At 55.5% G+C, this 15133-nt stretch carries 14 protein-coding genes; 11 read left to right on the plus strand and 3 right to left on the minus strand.

The genetic code is table 11. From position 1 onward, the window contains the following. Positions 1-3 precede the first annotated feature (3 nt). Positions 4-1473: a benzaldehyde dehydrogenase gene (locus ACNFBR_RS08040; RefSeq protein WP_416734400.1), complete on the minus strand. Its 1470-nt coding sequence runs from the start codon at positions 1471-1473 to the stop codon at positions 4-6. A 418-nt stretch (positions 1474-1891) separates the two neighbouring features. Next, positions 1892-3604 (minus strand): FAD-dependent oxidoreductase, encoded by a 1713-nt coding sequence (locus ACNFBR_RS08045; protein WP_416734401.1) that lies wholly within the window; start codon positions 3602-3604, stop codon positions 1892-1894. 194 nt (positions 3605-3798) lie between these two features. Between ACNFBR_RS08045 and ACNFBR_RS08050 the strand changes: the two genes are divergently transcribed. The 3 genes from ACNFBR_RS08050 (at position 3799) to ACNFBR_RS08060 (ending at position 6612) form a co-directional block, all read left to right on the plus strand. After that, the gene (locus tag ACNFBR_RS08050) at positions 3799-4575 is read left to right on the plus strand and encodes an IclR family transcriptional regulator (RefSeq protein WP_416734402.1); all 777 of its coding nucleotides are present in this window, start codon (positions 3799-3801) and stop codon (positions 4573-4575) included. Between the two features lie 139 nt (positions 4576-4714). Continuing rightward, positions 4715-5767, plus strand: a complete 1053-nt coding sequence (locus ACNFBR_RS08055; RefSeq protein WP_416734403.1) for a Gfo/Idh/MocA family protein — start codon at positions 4715-4717, stop codon at positions 5765-5767. Between the two features lie 29 nt (positions 5768-5796). Further along, positions 5797-6612: a sugar phosphate isomerase/epimerase family protein gene (locus tag ACNFBR_RS08060; RefSeq protein WP_416734404.1), complete on the plus strand. Its 816-nt coding sequence runs from the start codon at positions 5797-5799 to the stop codon at positions 6610-6612. A 241-nt stretch (positions 6613-6853) separates the two neighbouring features. On the opposite strand, the gene ACNFBR_RS08065 is transcribed toward ACNFBR_RS08060, so the two are convergent. After that, complete coding sequence (locus tag ACNFBR_RS08065; protein ID WP_416734405.1) at positions 6854-8179, minus strand: MFS transporter; 1326 nt, start codon at positions 8177-8179, stop codon at positions 6854-6856. A gap of 1021 nt (positions 8180-9200) precedes the next feature. Here ACNFBR_RS08065 and ACNFBR_RS08070 point away from each other — a divergent pair. The 8 genes from ACNFBR_RS08070 to ACNFBR_RS08105 are packed head-to-tail and all read left to right on the plus strand — an operon-like array spanning position 9201 to position 15129. After that, positions 9201-9947 (plus strand): ArpA protein, encoded by a 747-nt coding sequence (locus tag ACNFBR_RS08070; protein ID WP_416734406.1) that lies wholly within the window; start codon positions 9201-9203, stop codon positions 9945-9947. A 15-nt stretch (positions 9948-9962) separates the two neighbouring features. After that, positions 9963-10436: a VOC family protein gene (locus ACNFBR_RS08075; protein WP_416734407.1), complete on the plus strand. Its 474-nt coding sequence runs from the start codon at positions 9963-9965 to the stop codon at positions 10434-10436. Beyond that, entirely contained in the window at positions 10411-10857 is a 447-nt protein-coding gene (locus tag ACNFBR_RS08080) for a DUF3291 domain-containing protein (RefSeq protein ID WP_416734408.1), read from the plus strand. The genes ACNFBR_RS08075 and ACNFBR_RS08080 overlap by 26 nt, the downstream gene beginning before the upstream one ends. After that, entirely contained in the window at positions 10832-11749 is a 918-nt protein-coding gene (locus ACNFBR_RS08085; RefSeq protein WP_416734409.1) for an iron-containing redox enzyme family protein, read from the plus strand. The genes ACNFBR_RS08080 and ACNFBR_RS08085 overlap by 26 nt, the downstream gene beginning before the upstream one ends. After that, positions 11742-12416: an ATP-grasp domain-containing protein gene (locus tag ACNFBR_RS08090; RefSeq protein ID WP_416734410.1), complete on the plus strand. Its 675-nt coding sequence runs from the start codon at positions 11742-11744 to the stop codon at positions 12414-12416. Before ACNFBR_RS08085 ends, ACNFBR_RS08090 begins: the two co-directional genes overlap by 8 nt. A 47-nt stretch (positions 12417-12463) precedes the next feature. Further along, positions 12464-12973 (plus strand): hypothetical protein, encoded by a 510-nt coding sequence (locus tag ACNFBR_RS08095; protein ID WP_416734411.1) that lies wholly within the window; start codon positions 12464-12466, stop codon positions 12971-12973. A gap of 39 nt (positions 12974-13012) precedes the next feature. Beyond that, the gene (locus ACNFBR_RS08100) at positions 13013-14236 is read left to right on the plus strand and encodes a cation:proton antiporter (protein ID WP_416734412.1); all 1224 of its coding nucleotides are present in this window, start codon (positions 13013-13015) and stop codon (positions 14234-14236) included. Between the two features lie 29 nt (positions 14237-14265). Next, positions 14266-15129 (plus strand): EamA family transporter, encoded by an 864-nt coding sequence (locus ACNFBR_RS08105; RefSeq protein WP_416734413.1) that lies wholly within the window; start codon positions 14266-14268, stop codon positions 15127-15129. Positions 15130-15133 lie beyond the last annotated feature (4 nt).

Here is a 15133-nt window from a genome sequence, read left to right on the forward strand (position 1 = left end):
GGGTTACAGGGGGTAGGCGGGTGCTTCGCCCTTGAGGGTCAGCCATTGCCATTGGGTGAACTCTTCCCAGTTGGCGGCACCACCGATGCTGCTGCCATTGCCGGATGCGCCGACGCCGCCGAAGGGGTTGATGACCTCGTCGTTGACGGTCTGGTCGTTGATATGCAGCAGCCCGGTGCGCAATTGCTCGCCCAGGCGCAGGGCACGGCCAGTGTCGCGCGAGAGGATGGCGGCGCTCAGGCCGTAATCGGTGTCGTTGGCCAGCGCCACGGCTTGCTCGTCAGTGTCGAACGGCACTACCACCGCCACGGGGCCGAAGATTTCTTCGTGGAATGCGGGGTTGTCGCGCTGCACATCGCTCAGCACGGTCGGCTGGAAGAACAGCCCGTCCGCCGAACCACCGGTAGCTAGGGTCGCCCCGGCAGCCTGTGCGGCCTCGACGATACGCAAGGCGTTGTCGCGCTGGGCGGCGTTGATCAGCGGGCCCAGATGAACCTGGCCGCTGGCCGGGTCGCCGACGCTGAGGCTGCGTGCCTTGGCCACCAGGCGCTCGACGAAGGCGGCGTAGATGCCCCGTTGCACCAGCACGCGCCCGGTCGACATGCAGATCTGCCCTTGGTGCAAGTACACGCCCCATGTGGCGTTGGCGATGGCCAGGTCGAGGTCGGCGTCGTCGAGGACGATCAGCGAGTTCTTGCCGCCAAGTTCGAGAGAGACTTTTTTCAGGTGGCGACCGGCGGCTTCGCCTACTTTGCGGCCAGCGGCAGTGGAGCCGGTGAACTGGATCATTGCCACGCTGGGTGAAGCCGTCAGTGCGGCACCGGCTTCAGCGCCGCCGGGCAGCACATGCAGTGCACCTGCCGGCAAACCGGCCAGCTCGAAGATACGGGCGATGACAAGGCCGCCGCACACTGCTGTGCGCGGGTCGGGCTTGAGCACGACCGCATTGCCCGTGGCCAGTGCCGGGGCAACCGCACGCATGGCCAGGTACAGCGGGAAGTTGAACGGTGAAATGACCCCGATCACGCCCAGCGGACGGCGCCGGGCGATGCTCAGGCGGCCGGCGGTGGAAGGCAGTACTTCGCCTTGGCTGCGCGAGGGCAGGGCACAGGCTTCGTGCAGTGCTTTGATGCTGATGGACACTTCGAAGCCGGCCTTGGCCTGGGTCGAGCCACTTTCGCGAACGATCCAGTTGGCGATCTCGGCCTGGTAGTGTTCGGCGATAGCGGCGGCCTTGCGCAGGACTTGGGCGCGTTCGTCGTAGGGCAGGGCATACCAGTTGCGCTGGGCCGTGGCGGCCTCGCGCGCGCTTTGCTCCACCTGTTGGGCACCGGCGTTGGCCAGGGTGCCCAGTGCCTGGCCGTTGCCAGGGGAGGTCACCGCGCTGGCGGGCAGCTCACCGGGTACCCAGGTACCGGTGAACAGCCGCTCATTCCAGAGTTCGTTGGGCAGTAAGGTATCCACGTGAAGCATCCTGTGTTGTTGTGTTCACGGGTGCTTGTTGCAGGGGGTGTGCCAAGGTGGTGGGGCAAAGGAATATGGGGGCTGCGGGTGTGGGGGTGTTCACAGGTTGGACAGTCGCGGGTTTTGTGGGTGTTCATTTTCTGGACGGTACGCCTTGAGGTTTGTGGCGCCTGGGAGATCGAGCGCCGCCCGCGCGGCGCATCGCGAGCGAAGCTCGCTCCTACATTTGTTTCGGGCCAGTATCGCCTGTGACAGGCGCGCGCGACCGCCTTGTTTGTAAGACGCGATATCGAGGTGAGCGCCAAAGGGCCGCGCGCCACTGGCACAGGATTAATTGGCCCGAAACAAATGTAGGAGCGAGCTTCGCTCGCGATGCGCCGCGCGGGCGGCGCTCGATCTCCCAGGCACCGCAAACCTCAAGCCTTACTCACTCGTACCCCCGCGCCCCGGCAATATGCCGCCCGGCCACATAGCCAAAGGTCAGCGCCGGCCCCAGGTTGATGCCGCCCGACGGGTACCAGCCGCCAAACACGCTGGCCATGTCGGTACCCGCCGCATACAAGCCTGCAATCGGCTGCCCAGCCTCATCCAGCACCCGAGCATTGCCGTCGGTGCGCAGCCCGGCAAAGGTGCCGAAGCAGCCGGGCTGCACTTTCACCGCATAGAAAGGCCCTTGTTCGATCGGCGCCACGCAAGGGTTGGGGCCTTTGTGCTGAGGGTCGCCCTGCTTGCGGTTGAACGGCGTGGAGCCCCGGCCAAAGGCCGGGTCCTGGCCATGGCGTGCATGCTCGTTGAAGTCGCTGACCGTGGCCCTTAACCCGGCCGGGTCAATACCGCAGGCATCAGCCAACGCTTCCAGCGTGGCACCCCGCTTGAGGTAGCCGCTGCGCACATGTGGCCCGACCGGCAGCGGCGCGGGGCGGGCGTGGCCCAGGCCGTAGCGGCGCAGGAAACGATGGTCGCAGACCAGCCACGAACAAACCGCTTCATCCTGCGGCACCGCCGCGACCATGGCCGACACATAGTCGTAGTAACCATGCGCTTCATTGACGAAACGCTTGCCGCTGGCCAGCACGCCGATAATGCCCGGTTTGCCACGCTCGATAATGTGCGGGAAGTGGCCGACGCTGCCGTCGCGGTGCGGCACCTGCGAAACCGGTGCCCAGGCCACCGGCGACTTCAGGTCGGTGGCAACCACACCACCGGCAGATTCCCCCAGGCGCAGGCCATCGCCCGAACAGCCCGTGGGCGGCAACGCCAGGTTGTCGTGGCCGCTGGCATCGCGCGGGAACAGTTGCTGGCGCCGGGCGTTGTCGTTAGGGAAGCCACCTGCCGCGAGTACCACGGCCTTGGCGCGAATCAGCTGCTCGCCTTGCGGTGTGGCTACCCGTGCCCCACGCACCTGGCCATCCTCGACCAGCAGGCGCTGGGCCGGCGCCGATTCCTGCAGGTGCACGCCCAGGTCCTGCGCCGATTTGGCCAGGCGCGCCACCAGCGCCACACCGTTGACCAGGTGCATCGCCCGGCCGTAGCGGGCCAGGTGGTACAGGTGGCGGCCAAAGCGTTTGCACACGTGCAGCAGCGCTTTGGGCGAGCGGGTCATGTTGAGGAAGGCTGCAAGGTCGGCGCCGGCCATGATCGGCATGCCCATGAAAGAGGTTTCGCGCAGGGTCTTGCGCAAGCGCGGCAGCAGGGCGCCAACCTCGCGGGCGTCGTAGGGCGCGGCGATCACCTGGTGGCCGCCCTGGGCTGCCCCCGGCGTGTCGCCATGCATGTCCGGGATACCGTTGCCGTCGGCAAACTGCAACGCCGTGTGCTTCTCGAAAAACGCCACCATGTGCGGGCACGCTTCAAGGAAGGCATCGACACGCTCGGCGTCGTAGTTTTCCCCCAGTTCATGGCGCAGATAAGTCCGTGGCTGTTCGATGTCTTCCGCGATACCGGCCCTGCGCGCCAGCGGGTTGCGCGGCACCCAGGCCCAGCCACCGGACCAGGCGGTGGCACCGCCAAACACCGGTTCCTTCTCCACCACGATCACCTTCTGCCCATGAAAGGCAGCCGTTACGGCCGCAGCCAGCCCGGCGGCGCCAGAACCTATGACCAGTACATCGCATTCGGTTTCGAAGGGTGCGGAAGGCATTGCGGGATTCCTGTATTGTTATTGGAACAAGGTTCTATATTCTTCTCGGCAGCGTTTCGGTCTGCAAGGGCAGGCCGGCCAGGCCAGGCAATTAATGGGCGATCATCGGACATTCACGCTGGCCTCAGCTGCGCTGGCTGGCGGCGATGTGGAATCATCTTCTAGAATCCGTAAAAAATTCAGGGACCTGTGTCATGGCTGGTAGTCAGATCGAACGCGCCTTCAGTCTTGTAGAAAGCCTTGCCGGTGAGCCCCAGGGGCTGGCGTTGCAAACCTTGGCCGAGCGCCTGGACATTCCCAAAAGCGCTGCCCACCGCATGCTCACCGAGCTGGTGCGGCTGGGCTACGTGCGTCAGAACCGCGAAAACAGCCGTTATCAGCTGTCGGCCAAGTTGGTAGCGCAGGGCTTTCGTTACCTGGCCAGCAGCGGCGCCGACATCATCCAGCCGATTCTCGACCGCCTGGCACAAGACAGCGGCGAACTGGTACGCCTGGGTGTGATCGATGGCGCCCGGCAAACCTGGATCGCCAAGTCCCAGGGTGCTCGCTCCGGGCTGCGCTACGACCCGGACATGGGGCGCGACGCGCCGCTGTTCTATACCGCCTCCGGGCATGCCTGGCTGGCCAGCCTGGACGATGACCAGGCGTTGCAGATGGTGTTGCGCCAAGGCATTGCCGACCCTGCGCAGTTCGGCCCGAACGCGCCACGCTCCACCGATGAGCTGCTCGTCTACCTGCGTCGCGCCCGCGAGCGCGGCTACGCCTGGGTCGAAGAAACCTCCGCCATTGGCACCTCGGCCCTCGCCGCGGTGGTGCGCCGCCCGCAAAGTGACGAAGTCATCGGCGTGCTGAGCATCGCGGGGCCCAGCGCACGCCTGGCACACAACCGCCTGGCAGAGCTGGCGCCGCTGTTGCTGGCGGCGGCGGATGAACTGTCAGCCGCCAGCCGGGCCAGTGAACTGTTTGCCTGAGGGGATAATCCGGTCGATTACCGCACAGTCTGTTGCGCCGGTTCTTTTGAAAAGCAGAACTTGGTTCTAAATTGTCGAGTGTTAATTCTGGAATCTAGTTCCGGAATTTTCACAACAACAACGACAAGAGGACAGGCTGTTGAACGCACCCCTTCGTATTGCCCTGATCGGCGCCGGCATCATGGGCCGCCAGCATTACCAGCACTTGCGCAATGTGCCCCAAGCCCAACTGTGTGCCGTGGCCGACCCCGGCCCACAGGCCGAGGCCTTCGCCGCCGAGTGCGGCGTGCCTTGTTTTGCCGACCACCGGCAGATGCTGGACCGTGTGCGCCCGGAGGCGGTGATCATCGCCAACCCGAACAATCAGCATGTGGCCACTGCGCTGGATTGCGTCGAGGCCGGCGTGCCGGTGCTGCTGGAAAAACCGGTGGGCGTACATCTGGATGAAGTCCGGGCACTGGTAGAGGCTTCGCGTCGGCGCAATGTGCCGGTGCTGGTCGGCCACCATCGCCGGCATAATCCGCTGATCGCCAAGGCGCATCAGGTGATCAGCGAAGGCAAGCTGGGCCGGCTGATCAACGTCACTGCGTTGTGGCAACTGCAAAAGCCCGACAGCTATTTCGAAACGCCCTGGCGTCGCGAGCCAGGGGCGGGCTTTTTGCTGACCAACCTGATTCACGACCTGGATCTGCTGCGCCACCTGTGCGGCGAGGTGGTGCAGGTGCAGGCGTTCACCCGCAACGATGTACGGGGTTTTGCCAACGAAGACAGCGCAGCGGTGCTGCTGCAATTCGCCAATGGCGCCCTGGGCAGCCTGACCGGCTCCGACGCGGTGGCCGCGCCGTGGAGCTGGGAGCTGGATTCTGGTGAAAGCCCGATCTATCCCCGCCAGGAGGGGCAGCCGTGTTACTTGCTGGCGGGCACTCAAGGGGCGCTGAGCATTCCCCAGCTCAAACGCTGGCACTACGCCGAAGCCGGCTCCGGCTGGCACACGCCGCTGTTGCAAAGCGCGGAAAACATACCTGCTGGCGAGGCATTGACCCTGCAGTTGCAGCACTTCGTGCGGGTCGCCCGGGGTGAACAGGCGCCGCTGATCGATGCCGCCGACGCTGGCCGCACCCTGGCGCTGATCGAAGCGATCCGCCAGGCAGCCGAAAGCGGCCGGGCCTGCGCGCCCGAGCACATTGCCTGATGCAACCTTACTTTTCCTGGTGACGACAAATGACTGATCGAATTTTCTCCCTCGCGGCCCTGACGGTACTCGAACTGTCCCCACCGGACATGGTCGAGGCCGCCGCCCGAGCGGGCTACAGCCACGTTGGCCTACGCTTGGTGCCTGCTACCGAACAAGAGCAGCACTTCCCGTTGGTAGCCGATGCCGACCTGCGCCGGCAGACCCAGGCGCGCCTGCGCGACACCGGCATCAAGGTGCTCGACCTGGAAATCCTGCGCCTCAAGCCGGAAACCTGCGTAGCCGATTTCGAACCGATTCTGGCGGTGGGCGCCGAGTTGGGGGGTACCGAGCTGCTGGTGGCTGGCAACGACCCGGACGAAGCGCGGCTGACCGAACGCTTTGCCGCATTGTGCGAGCTGGCGGCGCGCTACGGCATTTACCCGCACTTGGAGTTCATGCCTTGGACCGACGTGCGTGACCTGCGCCAGGCCATGCGGGTGGTGGCCAACGCCGACCGCGCCAATGGCTGCGTGCTGGTGGACGCCTTCCACTTCAACCGTTCCCGGTCTTCGCTGGACGACCTGGCGCAGCTGGCGCCGCAGCGCATGCGTTATGCCCAGCTGTGCGACGTTGCCGGCCCGGTACCGGCCGACATGGACGAGATTCTGCGCCAGGCGCGCAACGAACGGCGCTTCCCCGGTGACGGCGATGCCGACCTGGTCAACCTGCTGCGCAGCTTGCCGCCGAGCGTACCGCTGAGCCTGGAAATCCCGACACGGCAGTTGCTGGAGCAGGGCGTGAGTGGTGAACAGCGCGCGCGCATGGCGCTGGAAAAGGCCATGGTCGTGCTGGCCACTGTTTGATTCGCCATCATCACTCAGGCTAACGCATCACCCTGTAGGAGCAGCCTTGCGCTGCGAAGAGGCCGATAAGGCTAACGACTGTCTCCGGCTGCAATGGCCTCTTCGCAGCACAAGGCTGCTCCTACAGGGTTTGTGTTTGCCTTGAAACCAACAGCGCTGCCACGGCACGCTGCCACGGCCATGATCACCAGACCAAAAAAAGGGCCCGCAAGGGCCCCGTAGAGGTAAGTGGCTAGCGCATTCAGGCGCTCTCGACCTTGCGCGGAGCCATGAAGTACATCCACACCAGCGCCAGGAAGTACATGGCCGGAATCATGGTAAACAGCACGGCGTAGTTGTTGTTGGTGGCGGTCAACACGCTGCCGACGATCTGCGTCATGAACATCCCGCCAATCGCCGCGCACATGCTGCCGAAACCGAACACCGTGCTGACCAAATGCTTGGGTGTGTAGTCCATCACCAGGCTCCAGATGTTCGCCGTCCACGCCTGGTGCGCGCCCACCGCCAGCGAGATGGCCGCCACCGCGACCCACAGGCCGCTGGCGTTGGCGGCAAAGATCACGCTGAGCATGGTGCAGGCAAAGATCAGCATCGACACCAGCCGCGCAGTAGTGGCGGGCACGCCACGGCCAATCAGCCACGACGACAGGATGCCGCCACCGATGCTGCCAAAGTCCGCCGTCAGCCAGATGATGATCAGCGGGATGCCCATCTGGGTCACGTTGATGCCCAGGCTGTACTGCTGGTTGAGGAATGGCGGCAGCCAGTACAGGTAGAACCAGAACACCGGTGCGGTAATCGCATAGGCCACCGCAAACGCCCAGGTGCCACGCAGGCGCAGGATACGGCTGAACGGCACACGGGTCGGCTCGGGCTCGTCATCCTGCTGGATGTACTGCACCTCGCTTGGGCGCACGCTGGGGTGGTCTTCAGGGTTGTAGTACTTCAGCACCCACAGCACCACCCATACCAGGCCCAGGCTGCCCATGGCGATGAACGCGGCCTGCCAGCCCCACACGGCCAGGATCAGCGGTAACAGGGCTGGGGTGACCATGGCGCCGACATTGGTGCCCGCGTTGAACAACCCGGTGGCAATTGCCCGCTCACCCGCCGGGAACCACAAGCGCACGGTCTTGACGCAAGCCGGGTAGTTGGCGGCCTCGGTCAGACCGAGGATGAAGCGGCAGACCATGAAGCCTGCCGCCGAGGTAGCCAGGCCGTGGGCACCGGTGGCCAGGCTCCACAACAGCACGGCGAAGAAGAACGCGCGTTTTACCCCGACCTTGTCGATCAGCCGGCCCTGCAGCAGAAAGCCGATGGCGTAACCGACCTGGAACCAGAAGTTGATGTTGGCGTAGTCCATCGCCGTCCAGCTCATTTCCTTGGCCAGCACGGGCTGCATGATGCCAAGGGCGGCGCGGTCGATGTAGTTCAGGGTGGTGGCGAAGAACACCAGGGCAAGCATGCCCCAACGGGTTTTGCCGACGCCGAAGGCGCCGCGAAGCTTGTCGCCGATCGAACCCTGGGACATCCGGGGTGCGGCGGGGGTGATCTTGGAGTGGTTCATAAACTGCTCGTTTCTTGAAATTGTATTCAGCTGCGGTGCTGCGGGTACGTGACCGGTTCCCAGGCAGGGGGGGCACGCAAGGCCGGTGCATGGTGAGCAGTGAAGGCGGCAGCGTCAATTCAAGAGACGGGCTACTGTTCGGTTACCGAACGGTTGCGTTGGCCAGCGGGCGCGGCAGGGATTCACGTTGTAAAAGGGTAGAAGGGTTTTGACCTGGTTGCTGGATGGTGCAGGTTGATGCCTGAACGCTCGCACCTGAGCTTGAATGATTAAGGCTTGATCGATTCACACAATAGGCCGTAATCGCGGTGGCGTGACAATCGAAATCGACCTGCTGTGCGACGCAAACGGGACACCGTTGCGCTTCCTCTCATCTGGCGCCCAAGCCAGTGACATCATCAACGCCCGACCCCAGTTGGACGAAATGAGCCTTCCCGCAAGCCAACCGCCAGCGCAAATGCTGCAATTGGTTGCTTGCCGACAAGGTCTACGCCGGCGAGGCGCTGCGCTGTTAATACCAAGCAGTCATCCCGATACGCTCGGTGAAGTGCGCCCCCAAGCCTGGCTTACCCAGAATACTTGAGCCGCACAAGTACTGAGAACGCAACATTATCGAGCACATGTTTGGCTGGTGAAGGAGACCGCGTGATGGTGACACGCGTCGACGAAATCGTGGAAATCTATGCCGCCATGGAACCGCTGGCTTGTTCCATACGGTGTTTGCGACGTCTTTTCCCGTAAAGAGCGTAAGAGGTTTGCAGAGGGCGAAGAATAGACAGGATAACTGGAGCTGCTGAATGTAAGTAATTGTTACGATGCTCAAGTATAAGGGTGATTAATTATTCACGTTCAGTGAATAGAGAATTTCCCGGCTCTTAGTATTCTAATAATTTCTTGGAGGTTGCGATATTCCTATTCTTAAAGAATTTATAAACTGCCAGGCAAGCACTTTTTCGCCACGCTTTTTTAGTTATACGATGAGGTCAATGGCGCTGGGCCATTTACCTAGAAGGGGCATCGCATGTCAAATTCCAGTCCTAGCAATGAAATAGAACAAAAAATATCGATTCTGGAGACACGACCGTTTTCGCACCGAGATTTTTTCTGGGAGCGACATTGCTTTGAGCGGGACGGTTATTTGAAAATTAACAACTTGATTGATGAGGTAATTGTCAAGGCGATTTCGGACGACGTGAAGTACTTGCTCGCGAATCATGCTAAGCGCAGAGATGTTCATATTGAGTCCACAGGTGATACCCCCAGGTATTTGAGTAATGTTCCACAGGAGTGCATTGAGTCAAATGGGCGGTACATACCACTCGCGTATAAGTCAAATTACCTGATGAGTTTGATTGAGTGTATTGTTGGTGAGGAAGTTATCCCTACACCGTGGAAGTGGGATAACTATATTATAAACTGTCAGCATAAGACCGGTGATACTCATGGGTGGCATTGGGGCGATTATCCTTTCACAATCATCTGGGTTGTTGATGCGCCCACAATTGAATGTGGCGGCTTGTTAGAATGTGTTCCGCATACACGATGGGATAAGAAGAATCCTCGCATCGAATCGCTTTTGGTGGAAAATAAAATTGATTCATATTTTCATCAGTCAGGAGATGTGTATCTCTTAAAGGCGGATACAACCCTTCACAGAGTAAAGCCCCTGACCAAGTCGGTGGACCGGATCATTCTAAACACGACTTGGGAGCGAACACGCGATAAGGATCGTCAAGTTGAGCATGAGACGTTTGTATTCAGGGATTGATTAAAGGGAGGCAGCGTGAAAATAAAGTTTTCGCATGCAAATTTAGTGTCCGAGGATTGGTTGAGGCTTTCAAGCTTCTATATGAATGTGTTTGGGTGTGTGATCAAAGGGCCTGTTAGGCGGCTCTTCGGAGCGGAACTATCAAAGGGCATTGGAGTATCTAACCCTATTATTGAAGGAGTGCATCTTAAACTACCTGGGTGCGATTGCGGCCCAACTTTAGAAATTTTTCAGTACCACAAAAATCTTGTGGAGGACATCAAGCATTCAAACTCAACAGGGATTACACATCTAGCATTTGAAGTTTCGAATTTAGAGGCTGTTTGTCTGGATGTCATTCGATGTGGTGGGTCAATGTTAGGGAAGTTGTCTCGAATTCCTGTTGAGGGTGTTGGTGTCTGTGCATTTATTTATGCGAGAGATCCTGATGGGAACATAATTGAAATTCAAAGTTGGGGGGCGAATGAAGAAAGTATTGGCGCAATTTGACCTTGTGCGGCCTAAGTATCCGAAAGATGATGTCAGGATGTCGGGTTTTTACAATAACGTCGACTATATAAATGCCTTGGCTGAAAACTCCAGTGGTTTTATTTGGAGAGAGACCGAGGAGGATCTTGAGAGCTTGGGGCGTTTGTGGGGGGACGATTATCTTTACACACTTTCTACCTGGAGTGATGTGGCTTCGTTGAAGAAGTTTATATATGAGTCTGCTCATTCGGAAGTTATGAGATCTGGGCACAGATGGTTTCAAAAGTTGAAACATCCCAGGTTAGTGCTTTGGTGGGTGCCAGCTAATCATACTCCGTCTATTTTTGAAGCGCATGAGCGTTTGATGTATCTGTATGAAAATGGTCCGTCAAATATGGCTTTTGATTTGAGAAGCAGTGAACTTCCAGTTGTTATGTATTGAGGTGGGGTATATGAGAAATATAAGTCTTGATGGTCAAGAGGATCTGGCTAGTTATTATAGGGTCTTTTTGGGTTCACCAGAAAGTTTAGTTAATCATGGTGGTGAGATTGAGGCGCTGAGATGTAAGGCCTATGAAATAGAAAATCAATGGGTTAGTGCGGAAGAGGAGTTGATCGATTTGGACTCGCTTCCAAAAAACAAGGAAGAATTTATTAAGTGGTATGTGGGCATGGAACGGAAAATGAATATAGATATTAGGTTTTTTATTGTGTTCCTTAGGTCAGAAGCTAGGCTGGAGCAAATCGCTTATTACATATGCATGGAAGAGCTTGTGGATGGTTCATTTGATGACTTGATGGCTATAGTTCAATTAGGCATGCCTATCGAGCCCAAAATGGTTGCAGGAGAAAATTATTGGGATGAAATGGGAAATGGAGAATTTTCTAGTGTGCATACAAAGATGTTCAAGGAATCATCTGCTTACATGAGGTGCGTTTTAGATAAGATGGGTGTGACAACTAATAGGCCAACTCTTGAGTGCCTTATGAATGGAAATATGTTGCTTATGTTGGCGCTTCGTAGAGAATTCAATGTAAGGCTAATTGGTGCTATGGGACTGGTCGAGGGGTCTGCCCCTGTGCGTTTCCGAGCAACCACTGAAGGATTGAACCGGCTTCGGCAGCCTGAAAGAGTTATTGCATATCACAAAGCACATATAACTATTGATGCTCGTCACAGTCGTGCCTGGTTGGAAATAGTACTCGATTATTACGCAAGTTGCGGTGCGGGTGTAGTCAAGGAATTGGCATTAGGAGTTGTAATGCGATATAACGTTGCGCTTCGTTATTATAATCATATGTATCTTATGATGAGGGGGCTGAATTATGAATAAACACCGAGCGATATTGGTGGTTGATCCAGTTAGTTCGTCATGCCACTTTGGGCATGCTATTCAGTCGAAAGGCTATCTGGCGGTTGCATTAGTAAGTGTTAAAAAGTTATCGCCAGGTCTGCGGCGATTACAGAAGCTGGGTGAGTTTGATCACATTGTTTATGCGGGCAACTTGTCATCGGCTCTTAACATACTTTCTAAGTTTGATATATATGCTGTGGTTCCAGGATCAGACTTCGGGCTAGCGCTTGCCGATTCGCTAAGTGATCATTATGGGTTGGTCGGTAATTCGACTGCTACCTCGTTGGCGAGGGTTGATAAGTGGGTTCAGAAAATGGACTTGAAAAAAAATGGAGTAGATGTTGCTTTGGGTGTTGAGGGCGGGTTTGCGCTTGCTGATAAAGAAAATTTAGCATGTCTAGAGTATCCGGTAGTTGTTAAGCCTAGTCGTGGTACTGGAAGCAGAGATGTTAAATTGTGTAGAAATTATGATGAGGTTGTTACATCAATATCAGGTGTGGGAATAAGTGAAGGGGATGTTGGAGGTGGGGAGCGGCGGGCCTTGGTTGAGGAATATCTTGATGGTGATGAGTTTTTGTGGTTACCGCTAATTTTGGTAGGCGAGAAACTAAACAATATTTATGCTTTGCAGGCTATGAAAAACTAATGAGGTTTGGTAGTCCTAGTATCTATAAAAACATTAGGTCTATTCCGTTGTTTGAGGATTTGGCGGATCGAGCATTTAACTATGTTGAAAAGGTGAATGAAGCACTTGGTGTCTGGTATGGAATCAATGATGTGGAGTTAAAAATAAGTCCAGATAGAGTATGTATTATAGAGCAAAATGGGCGAATGCCAGGCGCTTTAGTTCCGAAAATGATAGAGGCATGTACTGATATCAATTGCTACGATCTGGCGCTTGATATCTATTTGGGGCGCATTTCCCAGCCAGTACATCAAGTGGTTTTTAAAAAGCACTTCTGTATTTGCTGCCTTATTTCCAATGAGTCGGGAGTTGTTTTTAATGTTGAGGGGGTTGAAGAGGTTAGGGGGTTGGCGTCATTTCATATGATGAATCTGTATGCCACAGCAGGCGAGCATGTTGAAATGACTTCGGATTTTCTCTCTTCCTGGGGAGTGGTCTACCTAGTTCATGAGAATTTAGAGATTCTGAAAAGTGATTCGGAGTTCGTCCATGAAAAGCTTTGCCTGCAATATTGTTAGTGCTTTATTAATTGGTGTGGAGATTGTCAAGGAGGTTTGATGTATAGCCTAATTGAAATGCTTTTGCTGGTGGTGGTTGTTTGTTTGGTCTGTAGGGTGCTTGTTTCTCTATTTGGTCAGCCAGCGTTTGTTGGTGATATTCTAACCGGTTTTTTAGTTGGGTCGTATTTTTTAGGGTCACACTCTTTGATGGTTTTTCCATCAGCTAATGTGGCAGAGTTTATCAAAATTTTGCGTGCGCTGGGTGAGATTGGGCTGATTTGCATTTTAGTTGAAGTTATCTGGTGTGCGAAGCATGTGCGGGCCGGGTCCGGTGAGCGCGGAACAATAATTATAATTGCATGCTTTACCATATTTGTCCCTTTTGTTGTAGGGGCGATAGTTGGATACTATTCAAGCAGTCAATTGGCTTTTGGGTATCCAGTTTTAGGATATGTGCTATTTTGCGGCATCGCATTTTCTGTAACAGCTCTTCCGGTGCTGGCGATGTTGATTGAGCAGTCTAGATATATAACTAGATCTGTTGGGGCAGTTGCGTTGGTCGTTGCTATCTATACAGACGCATTTGCTTGGATATCGTTAGCTTTGTTAGTGGTTTTTTTGGGGGGAGGTGACGAGGAGACTTATTCTGCTTTGATGCGTTTTGGTTGTTTAGCTTTGTTTATGTTTTGTATTGTTATTATAAAGATGGCGCTGAAGGAATTGGAAGTAGGTTTCGGTGGTAATAGCCCTGGAAGCATGCTTGTCATTTTTATTGGCATTGTTTTGTCGGCGGTTCTGACTGAAAGTATAGGCTTTCACTTTTCTATAGGTGCAATCGCGGCTATTTATGCTTTTTCACATGTTCCAGGGATTGGGGAAGCCTGGAGGAAGTGGCAGGGTAACTTGTGTCAGATAGCAGTTCCATTGTTCTTCATAGGTACAGGTACAATCATATCTTTTACTGGTTTTAATGAGATTCAGCTTTGGTTATGGTTTGTTGTGTTTTTGATCGCTGCTGTCGCAAGCAAAATACTGAGTTCCTATGCTGCCGGGTTAGTTGTTGGGATGAACCAGCGTGAATCACTTGAGCTAGGTATCTTGATGTCCACGAAAGGCACGGCTGAATTGGTGGTGCTTTCTGTAGGAAACAGTGCTGGCCTGTTGTCGGATAATTCCTACGCGATTCTCCTGTTACTTTCGGTAGTATCTACTCTGTTGACAGCGCCATTAGTCAATTTATTAAATAGGGTTTCAAGGGGGAGGCTTCAGGCAGTGGAATAGCTTGCTATTAATAATAAGAGGTGTCGGTTTTGGATGTCTTAATGGGATTAATTGCTGCGGTGTGTTGGGGGGTTACAGACTATCTTGTCGGTGTAAACGGCAGGGCGGTTGGGGTAAAACGCTCTGTGCTCTATAGTCAACTGATAGGTTTTTTGATCGTTAGTTTATTTTTGGTGCTATCGTCAACAAGCCTAAACCTCGTTCGTGAAGCTGATCTCGAGACCTTAGTTATTTGTTTGGCTGCAGCGGTGTTGGTTTTGCTGGGTGCAATCTGTCTCACCAAGGCATTAACCCAAGGGCGCACTGCTGTAGTGGCGCCATTGATAACGTCCTACGGCATTGTCACTACAATTCTGGCTTGGCTCGGTGGGGAATTACTTATCGTAGAGCAATTGATAGGCATAGCTGTTTGTTCGTTCGGTGTGTTTCTCGTGGGCTTAGGGTGTAATAGGACTGAGTCTAGCCTCCGAGGTCTGGAAAAGTATGCGATTTGTTATGCGCTATTAGCTGCGATTCTTTATGGGGGTAGCTTTTGGCTTCAAGGTAAGTATGCTTTACCCTCTGTCGGGCCTGTCAACATGCTATGGCTTACTTACTTTGTCGGTGTCATGTTTATTTTTTTGACATTTCGAGATACTGCTGGTGCTTCTGTTTTGAATTTAAGAGTGTGCGGAAGTTTAAGCGCTGCAAGTATTTTTAATCTAGGTGGTTTTGCAGCGTTCTCCTTCGGTGTGCTTGAGGGGTCAGTAGCAGTGGTTACTGTCATTAGTACGCTTTCAGGAGGGGTGGCTGCAGTTCTCGGCTATGTTTTTTATAATGAGCGATTAGTGAGGGGGCAGTTGTTGGGTGTATTGTTGGTGCTAATTGGAGCGGTGATGCTTCATGTGTTGTAAATCC

The organism is Pseudomonas sp. NY11955, assembly GCF_048068035.1.
Taxonomy (GTDB): Bacteria; Pseudomonadota; Gammaproteobacteria; order Pseudomonadales; family Pseudomonadaceae; genus Aquipseudomonas.